The sequence below is a fragment of the Ruegeria sp. AM7 genome (assembly GCF_056535965.1).
Genome location: NZ_JBQFJE010000003.1, coordinates 122,436 through 135,870, shown reverse-complemented (window position 1 = coordinate 135,870; position 13,435 = coordinate 122,436). Strand labels below are relative to the sequence as shown.

At 61.7% G+C, this 13,435-nt stretch carries 14 protein-coding genes; 5 read left to right on the top strand and 9 right to left on the bottom strand.

What is annotated here, in order from left to right; genetic code table 11:
* Positions 1-11: 11 nt before the first annotated feature.
* Entirely contained in the window at positions 12-944 is a 933-nt protein-coding gene (locus tag ACR3EG_RS04350) for a 2-hydroxyacid dehydrogenase (RefSeq protein ID WP_480483205.1), read from the top strand.
* Here ACR3EG_RS04350 and ACR3EG_RS04345 read toward each other — a convergent pair.
* The 6 genes from ACR3EG_RS04345 to ACR3EG_RS04320 all read right to left on the bottom strand — a co-directional run bounded on the left by ACR3EG_RS04345 (position 933) and on the right by ACR3EG_RS04320 (position 7,462).
* Positions 933-2,945: a M3 family metallopeptidase gene (locus ACR3EG_RS04345; RefSeq protein ID WP_480483203.1), complete on the bottom strand. Its 2,013-nt coding sequence runs from the start codon at positions 2,943-2,945 to the stop codon at positions 933-935. The two genes, ACR3EG_RS04350 and ACR3EG_RS04345, sit on opposite strands and share 12 nt — an antisense overlap.
* A 58-nt stretch (positions 2,946-3,003) precedes the next feature.
* Entirely contained in the window at positions 3,004-4,041 is a 1,038-nt protein-coding gene (locus ACR3EG_RS04340) for a HesA/MoeB/ThiF family protein (RefSeq protein WP_480483201.1), read from the bottom strand.
* The gene (gene dut, locus ACR3EG_RS04335) at positions 4,041-4,496 is read right to left on the bottom strand and encodes a dUTP diphosphatase (protein WP_170353472.1); all 456 of its coding nucleotides are present in this window, start codon (positions 4,494-4,496) and stop codon (positions 4,041-4,043) included. The genes ACR3EG_RS04340 and dut overlap by 1 nt, the downstream gene beginning before the upstream one ends.
* A gap of 15 nt (positions 4,497-4,511) precedes the next feature.
* On the bottom strand, positions 4,512-5,708 hold the full coding sequence (gene coaBC / locus ACR3EG_RS04330) for a bifunctional phosphopantothenoylcysteine decarboxylase/phosphopantothenate--cysteine ligase CoaBC (protein ID WP_480483199.1): 1,197 nt from the start codon (positions 5,706-5,708) through the stop codon (positions 4,512-4,514).
* 63 nt (positions 5,709-5,771) lie between these two features.
* Complete coding sequence (locus tag ACR3EG_RS04325) at positions 5,772-6,587, bottom strand: ChaN family lipoprotein (protein WP_480483197.1); 816 nt, start codon at positions 6,585-6,587, stop codon at positions 5,772-5,774.
* The gene (locus ACR3EG_RS04320) at positions 6,584-7,462 is read right to left on the bottom strand and encodes an RNA polymerase factor sigma-32 (RefSeq protein ID WP_480483195.1); all 879 of its coding nucleotides are present in this window, start codon (positions 7,460-7,462) and stop codon (positions 6,584-6,586) included. Before ACR3EG_RS04320 ends, ACR3EG_RS04325 begins: the two co-directional genes overlap by 4 nt.
* A 99-nt stretch (positions 7,463-7,561) precedes the next feature.
* Here ACR3EG_RS04320 and cobU point away from each other — a divergent pair, with 99 nt between their 5' ends.
* From cobU to ACR3EG_RS04300, 4 genes are read left to right on the top strand one after another with little or no spacing between them, the layout of a single operon-like run.
* Complete coding sequence (gene cobU / locus ACR3EG_RS04315) at positions 7,562-8,083, top strand: bifunctional adenosylcobinamide kinase/adenosylcobinamide-phosphate guanylyltransferase (protein ID WP_480496692.1); 522 nt, start codon at positions 7,562-7,564, stop codon at positions 8,081-8,083.
* Positions 8,080-8,658 (top strand): histidine phosphatase family protein, encoded by a 579-nt coding sequence (locus ACR3EG_RS04310; protein ID WP_480483193.1) that lies wholly within the window; start codon positions 8,080-8,082, stop codon positions 8,656-8,658. The genes cobU and ACR3EG_RS04310 overlap by 4 nt, the downstream gene beginning before the upstream one ends.
* 58 nt (positions 8,659-8,716) lie before the next feature.
* Entirely contained in the window at positions 8,717-9,598 is an 882-nt protein-coding gene (locus ACR3EG_RS04305) for a glutathione S-transferase (protein ID WP_480483191.1), read from the top strand.
* A 45-nt stretch (positions 9,599-9,643) separates the two neighbouring features.
* Complete coding sequence (locus tag ACR3EG_RS04300) at positions 9,644-11,155, top strand: YifB family Mg chelatase-like AAA ATPase (RefSeq protein WP_480483189.1); 1,512 nt, start codon at positions 9,644-9,646, stop codon at positions 11,153-11,155.
* Here the strand turns inward: ACR3EG_RS04300 and gshB are convergent.
* The 3 genes from gshB to rsmI all read right to left on the bottom strand — a co-directional run bounded on the left by gshB (position 11,152) and on the right by rsmI (position 13,376).
* Complete coding sequence (gshB, locus tag ACR3EG_RS04295) at positions 11,152-12,084, bottom strand: glutathione synthase (RefSeq protein WP_480483187.1); 933 nt, start codon at positions 12,082-12,084, stop codon at positions 11,152-11,154. The two genes, ACR3EG_RS04300 and gshB, sit on opposite strands and share 4 nt — an antisense overlap.
* A 61-nt stretch (positions 12,085-12,145) precedes the next feature.
* Positions 12,146-12,517, bottom strand: coding sequence for a YraN family protein (locus tag ACR3EG_RS04290; RefSeq protein WP_480483185.1), 372 nt, complete (start codon positions 12,515-12,517; stop codon positions 12,146-12,148).
* Position 12,518: 1 nt separating this feature from the next.
* Positions 12,519-13,376: a 16S rRNA (cytidine(1402)-2'-O)-methyltransferase gene (gene rsmI / locus ACR3EG_RS04285; RefSeq protein WP_480483183.1), complete on the bottom strand. Its 858-nt coding sequence runs from the start codon at positions 13,374-13,376 to the stop codon at positions 12,519-12,521.
* Positions 13,377-13,435 lie beyond the last annotated feature (59 nt).

The following is a 13,435-nucleotide window of genomic DNA, read 5'->3' as shown; positions in this document are numbered from 1 at the left end:
AAAGGCCCTATATGCCCGTGAACGTCCTGTTTTCCGCGCGCCCCGAATTGTGGCCCGTGTATGAACCACTGCTGACCAAAGGCTTGGAGCAAGCGGGCGTGGACGCCCATCTGGCCACCGACCTGCCGGCCGATCAGGTCGACTATGTGGTCTATGCCCCGAATGGAGGGCTGCTGAATTTCACCCCCTATACGCACCTCAAGGCCGTGCTTAGCCTCTGGGCCGGGGTCGAGAAGATCGCGGGCAACGCCTCTCTGACCGTCCCGCTGGCGCGGATGGTCGATCACGGCCTGACACAAGGCATGACTGAATGGGTGGTCGGCCACGTGCTGCGATATCATCTGGGGATGGACCGTCATATCACCCTGCAAGACGGCACATGGACACCCGAGGCCCCACCACTAGCCCCTGATCGCACCGTCTGCATTCTGGGCCTTGGCATGTTGGGCGAGGCATCCGCGCGGGCACTGGCGGCGTTGGGTTTCAACGTCACGGGCTGGAGTCGTTCGCCCAAGGACATCCCCGGCGTTTCCTGTCTGCATGGCGATGGGGGGCTGCGCAACGCGCTGACCAGCGCCGAAATCGCCGTTCTGCTTCTGCCCGACACACCGGCGACCGAGAACCTGCTGAACGCGGAAACCCTCGCCCTACTGCCCAAGGGCGCGTGTCTGATCAATCCGGGCCGAGGCCCTCTGATCGACGACGACGCCCTGCTGGATGCGCTGAACACGGGGCAGATCGGCCACGCCACGCTGGACGTCTTCCGGGTTGAACCCCTGCCCGCCAACCACCCCTATTGGGCACATCCGAATGTGACGGTCACGCCGCATATCGCCTCGGAAACGCGGCCCGAAACAGCCGCGCAGGTGATTGTCGAAAACATCCGACGCGGCGAGGCAGGCGAGCCATACCTGCACCTCGTCGATCGTGCTTTAGGCTACTAGCCCGCGCCCTTTTAGCAACGCCTCAACCCCCGGCAACCGGCCCCGGAAGGCCAGATACAGGTCTTCGGCCTCGCGCGAGCCTCCGGTGGACAGGATGTTCTCCTCCAGCGCTTTGGCGCGGTCGGGGTCAAAGGCACCTCCGGCCTCTTCAAACGCGGCGAAGGCGTCGGCGTCCATGACCTCGGACCACATATAGCTGTAGTAGCCCGAGCTATAGCCGTCGCCCGCGAACACATGCGCGAAATGCGGCGTCGCGTGGCGCATCCCGATGGCCGGGGGCATCCCCAGACCCTTCAGCACCTGCGCCTGTTTCGCCATCGGATCCGCCGGGGCCGCGCCGTCATGGAACTCCAGATCGACCAGCGCCGAGGCGACATATTCGACCGTCTGAAACCCCTGATCGAAATTGGCGGCCTTCAGCACCTTGTCCAGCATGTCCTGCGGCATTGGCGCGCCGGTGTCGGCATGGGTGGCAAACTCGGCCAGAACTTCGGGCACTTCCAGCCAGTGTTCGTACAATTGGCTGGGCAGTTCGACGAAATCGCGCGCGACAGACGTGCCCGAGATGCTTTCATAAGTCACATCTGAAAGCATCTGATGCAGCGCATGGCCGAATTCATGAAACAGTGTCCGCGCATCATCATATGACAGCAGCGCCGGATCGCCCTTGGCAAAGTTGCAGACATTGATCACGACCGGAGCTTGCACCGTAGGAAACTTGGCCTGCGACCGCATCGCGCTGCACCACGCGCCGGATCGTTTGGACCCGCGCGCGAAGTAATCCCCGATGAACACCGCGATATGCTGATCGTTGCGCGTGACTTCCCACGCGCGGCAATCCGGGTGGTAGAGCGGCACATCCAGCGGCGCGAACTCCAACCCGAACAGACGGTTGGCACAGGCAAAGGCGGCCTCGATCATCCGGTCCAGCTGCAGGTAGGGTTTCAGCGCGGCCTCATCCAGATCATGCTCGGCCTTGCGGCGTTTCTCGGCATAGTAGCGCCAGTCCCACGCGGCCAGTGGGCCATTGACCCCATCCGCCTGCATCATCTGCGTCAGGGTCTCGGCATCCGCATCCGCGCGGGCCTTGGCGGGCTCCCACACTTGCATCAGCAGGTCACGCACCTTGTCTGGAGTGCGGGCCATCTCGGTTTCCAGCTTGTAGGCCGCGAAATTGTCATAACCCAACAGCTTGGCGCGTTCTTCGCGTAGGGACAGGATTTCGGCGGCATTTTCGCGGTTATCCGTCTCGCCCCCATTCGCGCCACGCGCGGTCCAGGCCTTATAGGCCGTCTCGCGCAAATCGCGGCGGGGCGAAAATTGCAGGAAAGGGACAATAACGGACCGCGACAGGGTCACAACCGGGCCATCTGCACCCTTTTCTTGCCCTGCGACGCGGGCCGCATCCACGACGAAATCGGGCAGACCTTCCAGATCGTCCTCGGACAGGGGCATGAACCAGTCCCGCTCATCCGCCAGCAGGTTCTGGGTGAAGGACGTCCCCAGCGAGGCCAGTCGCGCCTTGATCGCCTGCATCCGCGCATCCGCATCCCCGGTCAGCGCTGCGCCTGCACGCACAAAGCCCCGATGGGTCAGCATCAGCACCCGCGCCTGTTCGTCCGTCAGACCCAGATCATCCTTGCGGGTCCACAGATCGGCCACCCGCTGAAACAGCGCTTTGTTAGAGGAAATGCCCGAGAAATGCGCCGCCAGCTTGGGCGAGAAGTCACGCTGCAGCTTTTCACGCGCCGGGTTGCTGTCAGCCCCGGCCACGGTGAAAAAGACGGACAGGACCTTGTCCAATTGATCACCCGCAGCCTCAAGCGCCTCAACCGTGTTGGCAAAGCTGGGCGCGTCGGGTGTGTACGCGATGGCATCGATCTGCGCGTTGTGCGCCTCTAGGGCCGCGTCCAGCGCGGGCGCGAAATCGGTGTCGGCAATCGTGTTGAAGGGCGCGATTTCAAACGGTGTGGTCCAGTCGGACAGGATCGGGTTGGTCATGAAATTCTCCTTTGACCACAACCTAGGAACGCGGGGCGGAATGATCCAGTGCGCGTGGTCACTTACCACAAATCGGGCAATCGGCGCGGCGCGACAGGGTGATCTTGCGGCTTTCGCCATAAAGCGCGTCATAGATCAGCATTTCACCGCGCAGGGCCTGCCCCGCCCCGGTGATCACCTTGATCGCCTCAACCGCCATCATCGATCCCACCACGCCGGGCAGAGGGCCGATCACCCCCGCCTCGGAACACGACGGGGCCAATCCGGGGGCCGGGGCCTCGGGGAAGATGCACTGATAGCAGGGGGCGTTATGAGCGGGGTCAAAGACGCTCAGTTGCCCTTCCCATTGCGACAGCGCACCCGAGATCAGCGGCTTGCCCAGCGCAACCGCCGTGCGGTTGGCCAGATAGCGCGTGTCGAAATTGTCAGTGCCATCGAGGATCAGATCGAAATCGGCAAACAGGTCTGCGGCAATCTCATCGGTCAGACGGCGGTGATAGGGCAGCACCGTCACGTTTGGATTCTGCGCCAGCATTGCTTGCTGGGCCGAGAACACCTTGGGCATCCCGATATCCGCGTCGCGGTGGATCACCTGACGTTGCAGGTTCGCGTTCTCAACCTCGTCATCGTCGATCACGCCGATGGTGCCCACCCCGGCGGCGGCCAGATATTGCAGCGCGGGCGCGCCCAGACCACCTGCGCCAATGACCAGCACACGGGCCTGTTTCATCTTTTTCTGACCTGGCCCGCCCAGTTCCCGCAGCACGATATGGCGGGCATAACGTTCCAGTTCGGTCTCAGAGAATTGGTCGGATGGCATGGCGGGCTCCTTCGTGGCGGGCGTTGCACGGTTTCGCAACGCGTTCAACACCCTTCCATAAACCAGAACCAGAACCGCGAAACCACCCAAGATCAGCCACATCGCTGCAGAGCCGCCAGTCGCCTGACGCAAGGGGTGCCCGTCCGGTAGAACCAGTTGCGCCGTGATCACGCCCAACAGCAGCACCCCGACGGATGTCATCCGCGCGGTGCGCGACACGCCCGCCAGATAGCCAACACCCCACAGCCCTGCGGCCAGAACGAAAACCAGCAGCATCAGCCCCGCCCGGTCGAGCCGAACCCACCCGCGCCGCGTTCGGTGTCGCTGAGTGTATCGGTAGACTCAAACGTGGCCTGCACGACCGGGGCCACGACAAGTTGCGCGATGCGTTCACCGTGGGTGATCTCGAACACCTCTTGCCCCGCATTCAGTACGATTACGCCAAGCGGGCCGCGATAGTCGCTGTCGATTGTACCCGGTGTGTTAGGCAACGTGATCCCGTGTTTCAACGCCAGCCCGGACCTTGGGCGGACCTGCACTTCATAGCCATTCGGGATTTCGATCCGCAGCCCGGTGGGAACCAGGGCGCGCTGGCCAGGCTCCAACGTCATCGACGCGCCACCCGGCAGGTTGGCCCGCACATCGGCCCCCGCCGCGCCGGTGGTTTCGTAGGACGGCAACGGAACTGAGGGGTCAGAGCCGTCCTCGCGGATCACACGGATTGCAACCATCTTGTTTCCTTTCCCTCACGCGGTCAGCGCGTCAGCGATCTTGCGCGCCAAACGCTCGGCCACGTCGTCCTTGCCCATACGCGGCCATACTTCGGCCCCTGCGTCCGAGATCAGCGTGACCGCATTTTCGGACCCGCCCATGATGCCGGTGGCGGGGCTGACGTCATTGGCCACGATCCAGTCGCACCCCTTACGCGCACGTTTTGCGGTGGCGTGGTCGATCACATTGTCGGTTTCGGCCGCAAATCCCACGACCAGCGCGGGGCGACCCGTTTCCAGATGCGAGACGCGTTTCAGAATGTCTGGGTTTTCTGCAAACTCCAGCGCAGGCAAACCGTCGCGGGTTTTCTTCAGCTTCCGGTCCGAGGCGCTGGCCACCCGCCAATCCGCCACAGCCGCCGCGAACACGCCCGCATCCACGGGCAAGGCGGCGTCCACCGCATCCGACATCTGTTGTGCGGTCTCGACCGCGACCACTTGCACCCCTTGAGGCGGGGCAACATCCGCAGGGCCGGTGACAAACACCACCTCGGCCCCCAGCGCGGCCAGCGCCCGCGCCACCGCCGTTCCCTGCGCGCCCGAGGACCGGTTGGCGATATAGCGCACCGGATCAATAGGTTCATGTGTGGGGCCAGACGTCACCAGAATACGCTTGCCCTGCAACGGGCCACCGCCCAGATGCGCCTCGACCGCAGCAACGATTTCAAGCGGCTCGGACATACGACCGGGGCCGTACTCGCCACAGGCCATATCGCCCTCGTTCGGGCCAACAAAGCGGACACCATCCGCCTGCAGTTGCGCCAGATTGCGCTGCGTCGCCGGGTGATCCCACATCCGCACATTCATCGCGGGCGCACTCAAAACCGGCGTGTCGGTCGCCATCAGCAGGGTCGAGGCCATGTCATTGGCCAACCCACCCGCCATTTTGCCCATCAGATCGGCAGTGGCCGGGGCGACGACCACCAGATCGGCGGAGCGGGACAGTTGGATATGGCCCATCTCGGCCTCATCGGTCAGATCGAAGAGATCGCGATAGACCTTTTCTCCGGCCAAGGCAGACACGGACAAAGGCGTCACGAATTCTTCAGCCGCGCGGGTCAGAACCGGGGTCACGGCCGCGCCGCGCTCGCGCAGGCGTCGGATCAGATCCAGTGATTTATAGGCCGCGATGCCTCCGCCGATGATCAGCAGAATTCGTTTCGATGCCAGCATGTTCAGCCCTTCCCGTCCCGGTCGGCCCTGACATTAGGCAAGCAGGCCAGACAGTTCCAGCGGTTAATTCTGCGTCTGGAATGCCAGACAGGGGTCTTCGCGTTCGACCGAAGGGCTGTCGATCACCGCGTCAAACTCGCCTGAGATCGCGCCATCCTCGGACTGCCCCAACACAAAGACTTTCAAACCAGGGCGCAGCCGGGACGTGAACGTCGGAATCCCGCGATCCTTGCGGGCATGCCCATTGCCGGTGATCACAGCAATCGGCCCGCCTGTTTCGTCATCGGCACGCAAGATCGAACGCGTCAGAACCGCGTCGCGCAAACGTTGGATGGCCACCATCTGAGGCAACGCCTCTTGCGGGAGCGCATCGCAATGCGCCGCCAGTTGATCTGCCTCGCGTTCAGCCTGATCCGCAGCCGAAAGAGGCACTGTCAGCCCATAGCGCGCCGCATCCGCGCCCAGCGCCGTGGCAGCACCCCGTTCCATTGCAGCGCGCGCCGCCGCACGGGGAACCATCGCGCCATAGACCGGCGCATCGGTAGCCTGAAAGACCGGGTAATACATGCTGAGGGACGGCCACCCCATCTCGGCCCATTTCAGAATACGGTCCAATTCCTCGGGGTTCGTCGCAGCTTTCTGAGCCAGCCGCTGCGCACCCTCTTCGGTGACCATTTCCCAGACCACGGCCGAGGGGTTGATAATCTCCAACGCCTCTTTCTGGACGATGTGATGCTGTGGGTTGTCGTGGATTTCACCCAGGATCACCACGTCAGCCGCACGCATCGCATCGGCGACGTCATCCGGAATCAAACCGTCAGCCCGGCCTATACCGGCTGTAACCACAAACGCGCACAGCAGAATCGCAAACTGTCTCATGCGATGAAGTGTTGCACCTCGCGCGATTGCGCTTCAAGGTTCTTGCGCATTTTTACAAATGCTGCAGCCTCAAGCTGACGGACACGTTCTTTCGACAGGCCCAGTTCTTCCCCAAGACTTTCCAAAGTCCGCGATGGCTCGCGCAGTTTGCGTTCGCGCACGATGAACCGTTCGCGGTCATTCAGCGCCTGCATAGCCGCCACCAGCCATTCGCGCAACTGTTCGGTATCGTGGTTAATTTCAACGGTTTCGGCGGCCTGTTCGCGCTCATCTTCCAACGCGTCGATCCATTCACGGCCGTCCTCATCCGACGATTGCACCGCGTTCAGCGAAAAATCCGAACCCGACAGACGGCCTTCCATCATTTCGACGTCACGCAAAGGCACGCCGATTTCTGCGGCAATCATTTGATGCAACTGATGGCGGTCCAAATCCATTCCATCCGTCGCGGCCTCACGCTCCAGCCGGGCCTGCACACGACGCATATTGAAAAACAGAGATTTCTGGGATGAGGTCGAGCCGGTGCGCACCATCGACCAGTTGCGCATCACGTAATCCTGAATGCTGGCCTTGATCCACCAAACTGCATAGGTCGAGAACCTCACGCCCCGGTCAGGATCGAACTTGTCGGCGGCTTTCATCAGGCCCAAACCGGCCTCTTGAATCAGGTCATTCATCGGCGCGCCGTACCGTTTGAATTTGGCCGCCATAGAAATCGCCAGCCGCATATAGGCGGTAATCAAGCGATGCAGGGCTTGCTCGTCGCGGTGATCTCGCCACGCATACGCCAGTTTCAGCTCGGTTTCTGCATCCAGCAGTTCCGCTTTCATCGCCTGTCGCGACATCGAAAAATCGTTTGTATTATCCAGAGCCATGGAAGCCTCCCTTTTTCGCAGGCCTAGCCAGCCTTGCCTTGTCGACTTGTGGTCGATACGCAGGACAAAACCGGGTGGATCACATGGAAGGTAACACCAGTGGGTTCGGATTTGACCTTTGTTATCGGCGGAGCAGCCTCGGGAAAGTCGGCATTTGCCGAACAACTCACTGTTTCAACAGGGAAAATCCGCATTTACCTCGCGACTTCACAAGTGTTTGATGATGAAATGCACAAAAAGGTGAAGTCGCACGTGAAGCAACGAGGGGAGGGTTGGACGACGATCGAGGCTCCGTTCGACCTGCACCCTGCTCTGGCCGCTCTGACGCAGGATCAGGTCTGTCTGATTGACTGTGCGACGATGTGGCTGACCAATCATATTTTGGCGGAAAACGATCTGGAACAAGAACAAGCCCTGCTTTTGGATGCGCTGAATACCTGCAAAGCCCAGATTGTAGTCGTATCGAACGAAGTCGGCCACGGCATTGTCCCAGACAACGCCCTGTCCCGCCGCTTTCGCGAGGCACAGGGACGGCTGAACATCGCATTGGCCGCGCAGGCCGATCTGGTGGTGCAAGTCACAGCCGGGCTGCCTCTGGTACTGAAAGGACAGCTGCCGTGACTCGCCTGCATCTTGTCCGCCACGGCCCGACCCATGCCAAAACCATGGTCGGCTGGTCCGACCTGCCCGCTGATCTCAGCGACACAGTGGCGATCCAGCGTTTGCATGACCATCTGCCGTCTGATGCGGTTGTTATCTCATCCGACCTGTCCCGCGCCGCGGATACGGCCTCGGCCATTCAGGGAACACGCACCCGCCTGCCCCATCACCCCGACCTGCGCGAGATCAATTTCGGCACGTGGGAGCTGCGCGGTTTCAAGGATATTGAGGCCGAAGACCCCGAACTGGCCTTTGCCTATTGGGACAATCCCGGTGACGTGCGCCCCCCAAGCGGCGAAAGCTGGAATGAGGTGCGTACGCGGGTAGATGCCGTGATCGACCGGCTGATTGCCGATTATTGCGGGCGCGATCTGGTCATTGTGGTGCATTTCGGCGTGATCCTGACACAGGTACAGCGCGCGCTGGACGCAACCGCACAAGAGGCGTTCAGCCACAAGATCGACAACCTCTCGGTTACCGAACTGACTCATCACGGGGATCGCTGGTCGGTCGGGCGGATCAATCACCTCGCGTGATGCACCGGCGCACAAATCTCTGATTTACCGCCGTGCCGGGCCACGCCATCCTGCGTGCATGACCTATGATCTGTTTATCGGAGACCGCCTGTTTTCCAGCTGGTCCATGCGCGGCTGGCTGATGCTGGAAAAGTTCGGCCTGCCTTACAAAACCCAAATGATCGGCCTCTATTCCGGCACCATGGCCGAGGATATGAAGCCACTCGCCCCTGCCCGTCTGGTGCCCGCCTTGCGCATACCCGATGGAACGGTGGTGGGCGAAAGCCTCGCCATGGCCGAAACTCTGACCGAACGACATCCCGACGCCGGGCTGTGGCCTGCAGATCCAGCCGCCCGCGCCGCCGCGCGCTGGTTATGCGCCGAGATGGTGGCCGGGTTCATCGCCTTGCGCGGCGAATGCCCGATGCAATTGCGCCATTGCTGGACCGGTTTTGAACCCTCGGCGGATACCCTGCGCGACCTTGACCGGATCGAGACCCTGTGGGCCCATGCTCGCAGCGTGTCCGGGGCTACCACCGGTCCGCTGTTTGGCGACTATTCCCTGGCGGATGTCTTCTATACGCCGGTGGCCGCGCGGATCATCGGCTATGGTCTGGCAGTCTCGGACGCAAACCGGGTCTATTGCCTTGACCTGCTGTCAGACCTGTCCGTCCGCCAATGGCGCGCGATGGGATTGGCCGTGGCCTATGATCCCTTCCCTTACGCACTGGGGTTGGCAACACAACCCTGGCCAGTCGGCTCGCCCGCAGCCCGCGTTGTAGACGCAGGCCCCTCGGTCAACGCCACCTGCCCCTATTCCGGCGACCCTGTGACGGATTTCCTTGAACTGGACGGCCGCATCTGGGGCTTTTGCAACCCGTTCTGCCGTGACAAAACCGCCGCAGACCCGGGCGCTTGGCCGAAATTCTCGGCCATGATCGCAGGCGTTAACGATTCCTAAACCGGCGGCGTGCCAGCAACGACCTGTTAACCAAAAAGGTCGTTTATGGTCGCCCGCTCTCATACCGTTTCTTTCCAAGGGGTCGAGGCCCGCCCGGTCGAGGTCCAATGCGCCGTCTCGCCGGGTCTGCCCGCTTTTTCCATCGTCGGCCTGCCCGACAAGGCCGTGTCCGAGGCCCGCGACCGCGTGCGCAGCGCGCTCAGTTCCATGGCCATCGCGCTGCCGTCAAAACGCATCACTATCAACCTCTCGCCTGCCGACCTGCCGAAAGAAGGCAGCCATTTCGACCTGCCCATCGCCGTCGCGCTGCTGTCTGCGCTGGAGATCATTCCCTCCGACGCCGCCGAAGGCGCGGTATCCTTGGGTGAGCTGTCACTGGACGGATCGCTTGTACCCGTGGTCGGCGCTCTGCCCGCCGCCATGACCGCCGCCGCCGAAGATCGCGCGCTGCTATGCCCCAAAGCCTCCAGCGCCGAGGCGGCTTGGGTCGATGCTACACAGGTTATCGGGGCCACGTCGCTGGGCGATGTGGTGCGGCATTTCTCGGGTCAGGCACCATTGTCGGCAGCCCAACCCGGCGAGGTCAGCCTTGCGCCCAGCGCGCGCGACCTGCGCGATGTAAAAGGGCAAGAGCGGGCCAAACGCGCGCTAGAGATCGCCGCCGCCGGGCGGCATCACCTGATCATGATCGGCACGCCGGGGTCGGGCAAATCCATGCTGGCCGCGCGTCTGCCGGGAATTCTGCCGCCTTTGACCCCATCCGAGGCGCTGGAAACCTCTATGATCCAGTCGCTCTGCGGATTGCTGGACGAAGGCGGGATCAGCCGCACTCGCCCGTTTCGCGAGCCGCACCACACAGCCTCAATGGCTGCGATTGTCGGCGGAGGTCGGGGTGCGAAACCCGGTGAGATTTCATTGGCCCATAACGGAGTTCTGTTCATGGATGAATTCCCTGAATTTCCGCGCACCGTTCTGGAAACCCTGCGCCAACCGATTGAAACGGGCGAGGTCATGGTCGCCCGCGCCAATGCCCATGTGAAATACCCTTGCCGCTTCATGCTGGTGGCCGCCGCCAACCCCTGCAAATGCGGATACCTAACGGATCCCGCCCGCGCCTGTTCCCGCGCGCCGGTCTGTGGCGAGGATTATCTGGGCCGTATCTCTGGCCCGCTTTTGGATCGGTTCGACTTGCGGATCGAGGTGCCTCCGGTCGGGTTCACCGATTTGGACCTGCCGCCTTCCGGGGACAGCTCTGCCACGGTGGCCGCACGGGTCGAAGCCGCACGCGCCGTGCAGGCGGAGCGGCTCGAGGGCATGGTGCCCCGCCAGAACGCAGATATGGAAGGCAAGCTGCTGGAAGAGATCGCCGCCCCCGACACTGAGGGCAAAGAGCTGTTGCTGAAAGCCTCTGAACGGTTCGGCCTGTCGGCGCGCGCCTATCACCGCATCCTGCGGGTCGCGCGCACCATTGCTGATCTTGAAGGCGCGCCGGATATCCGCCGACCCCATGTGGCCGAGGCACTGAGCTTTCGCATCAGCGCCCGCGCGGCGTCTTAAACCTTGGCTTCAATCGCCTGCCAGATTTTTTCAGCGATGTTGACACCGTCGAACCGCTCCAACTCCTGAATACCGGTGGGCGAGGTCACGTTGATCTCGGTCAGATAATCTCCGATCACGTCGATTCCGACGAAAATCTGGCCTTTTTCCTTCAGCAGCGGGCCGATGGCGGCGCAAATCTCCAGATCGCGCTCGGACAGGCCGATCTTTTCCGGGCGACCGCCCACATGCATATTCGACCGCGTCTCGCCCTTGGCAGGCACGCGGTTGATTGCGCCGACTGCCTCACCATCAACCAGAATCACCCGTTTGTCGCCATTGCTGACGTCGGGCAGGAACTTCTGCACGATCAGCGGCTCACGCGAGAACCCGGTGAACAGTTCATGCAATGAGGTCAGATTTCGGTCATTGGCATCCAACCGGAACACGCCCGCACCGCCATTGCCATAAAGCGGCTTGAGAATGATATCGCCATGCTTTTCCTTGAACGCTTTGATCGTCTGTAGATCGCGCGCAATCGTCGTCGGCGGCGTCAAATCGGGGAAATCCAGAACCAGCAGCTTTTCGGGGTAATTCCGCACCCAAAACGGATCGTTCACGACCAGCGCCTTGCCCTTCAGACGGTCCAGCAAATGCGTTGAGGTGATATAATGCATATCGAACGGAGGATCCTGACGCAGCCAGATCACATCGAAATCAGCCAGATCAACCTCACGCTCGGGGCCCAGCTCTGCCGGATTGCCCGCCACGCGCTGAACGGTCATGTCGTGGCCGCGCGCCGTGACCCGCCCTTCCTGATACGCCAACTGATCCGGCTCGTAGAAAAACAGAGAGTGCCCACGCGCCTGCGCCTCTTCGGCTAGTCGGAAAGAGCTGTCTGCATTGATATCCACGGCCCCGATCGGGTCCATCTGAAAGGCGATTTTCATGGCGTGTCCCTCAGTTTCACGCCAGATACATGGCCCAGCGAGCCCGAGGGTTCAATGGGGGTCAGGCTTGCCCAAAGGCGTTTTCGATGATTTGAACAGCGCCCGAGGCATCCACAAGCGCGGCGTCAAAGCGCACATTTGTCAGCTGTCCATCCGGCTCATGTTCCAGAAACTGCGCGGCCGAGGCGCAAATCCGGTTCATCTGCCGCCGGTTGATCCGCGACGCCGCCTGATCAAAACTGCTGCTTTTCTTGACCTCGATGAACACCAGACCATCGGCGTTACGCGCGATCAGGTCTATTTCCCCACCGGCCCCGCGCCAACGACGATGCGCAATCGAAAAGCCGCGACGTTCATAATCGGTCGCAACCTGCATCTCGGCGGATTGACCCGCCTGGTAAGACACAGAACTTCGAACAGATCGCGCAGACATGTCATCCCTTTCCCAGTTTCAGCGCCTTCTGATAAATTGGACGGCGCGGAAGTTTGTACATTTCCGAAACCAGATCCGCCGCATCCCGAACCGAATGGGTTTCCAAGGCCCTTTTCAAAGCCTCTTCTACGTCAGATTCGTTAACAGTTTCCGAATGGCTCCGATCAACCAACAGAACGATTTCGCCTTTGATTGTCTGATCCTGCACCCCTTCGGCAAGGTCTTTCAGCGTCCCGCGGCGAACTTCTTCGAATTTCTTGGTCAATTCGCGGCACAGGGCGGCATGACGCGACTCTCCCAATACATCTGCCAGATCGGAAAGGCAGGCCGCGACACGCTTTGGCGATTCGTAGAAAACAAGCGTGCCGGGAATGTCGCGCAACGCCTCGATCCGTGCCCGGCGCGCGCCCGATGCATTGGGCAAGAAACCGGCAAAAAAGAACGCATCCGTTGGCAATCCGGCCAGTGTCAGGGCCATTAAGGCCGCCGATGGCCCGGGCGCACAGGTCACCATGTGACCGGCCTCAGCCGCCTGACGCCCCAGATCATAACCCGGATCAGCAATCAGTGGCATCCCGGCCTCAGAGGCATAGGCAACGGATTTCCCTTCGGCCAGCGCGTCCAGGATCTTGCCCCGCGCACCTGCACCGCTGTGATCGTGATAGGCCAGAATGCGCCGCCCCTCCAACGGCACACCGTGAATCTCCATCAGGCGCCGAAGGCTACGGGTATCCTCGGCGGCGACCACATCAGCCGAGGCCAGCACATCCAGCGCCCTGAGCGTGATATCGCGCGCCGCGCCGATCGGAGTGGCGACAAAATACAGGCCCGCGCCCAATCTGACTTTTTGGTGATTCAAAGCTGGACCCTCGCAGCGTGACGTTTATTATCGCGACCTAATAAAATGGCGTCTTTCAA

Coding starts and splice junctions, on each gene's coding strand:
- gshB (WP_480483187.1), bottom strand. CDS start 12,084: ATGAAAATCGCCTTTCAGATGGACCCGATCGGGGCCGTGGATATCAAT.
- ACR3EG_RS04345 (WP_480483203.1), bottom strand. CDS start 2,945: ATGACCAACCCGATCCTGTCCGACTGGACCACACCGTTTGAAATCGCG.
- ACR3EG_RS04350 (WP_480483205.1), top strand. CDS start 12: ATGCCCGTGAACGTCCTGTTTTCCGCGCGCCCCGAATTGTGGCCCGTG.
- ACR3EG_RS04300 (WP_480483189.1), top strand. CDS start 9,644: ATGGTCGCCCGCTCTCATACCGTTTCTTTCCAAGGGGTCGAGGCCCGC.
- ACR3EG_RS04305 (WP_480483191.1), top strand. CDS start 8,717: ATGACCTATGATCTGTTTATCGGAGACCGCCTGTTTTCCAGCTGGTCC.
- ACR3EG_RS04340 (WP_480483201.1), bottom strand. CDS start 4,041: ATGCTGCTGGTTTTCGTTCTGGCCGCAGGGCTGTGGGGTGTTGGCTAT.
- coaBC (WP_480483199.1), bottom strand. CDS start 5,708: ATGCTGGCATCGAAACGAATTCTGCTGATCATCGGCGGAGGCATCGCG.
- ACR3EG_RS04320 (WP_480483195.1), bottom strand. CDS start 7,462: ATGGCTCTGGATAATACAAACGATTTTTCGATGTCGCGACAGGCGATG.
- dut (WP_170353472.1), bottom strand. CDS start 4,496: ATGGTTGCAATCCGTGTGATCCGCGAGGACGGCTCTGACCCCTCAGTT.
- ACR3EG_RS04325 (WP_480483197.1), bottom strand. CDS start 6,587: ATGAGACAGTTTGCGATTCTGCTGTGCGCGTTTGTGGTTACAGCCGGT.
- ACR3EG_RS04290 (WP_480483185.1), bottom strand. CDS start 12,517: ATGTCTGCGCGATCTGTTCGAAGTTCTGTGTCTTACCAGGCGGGTCAA.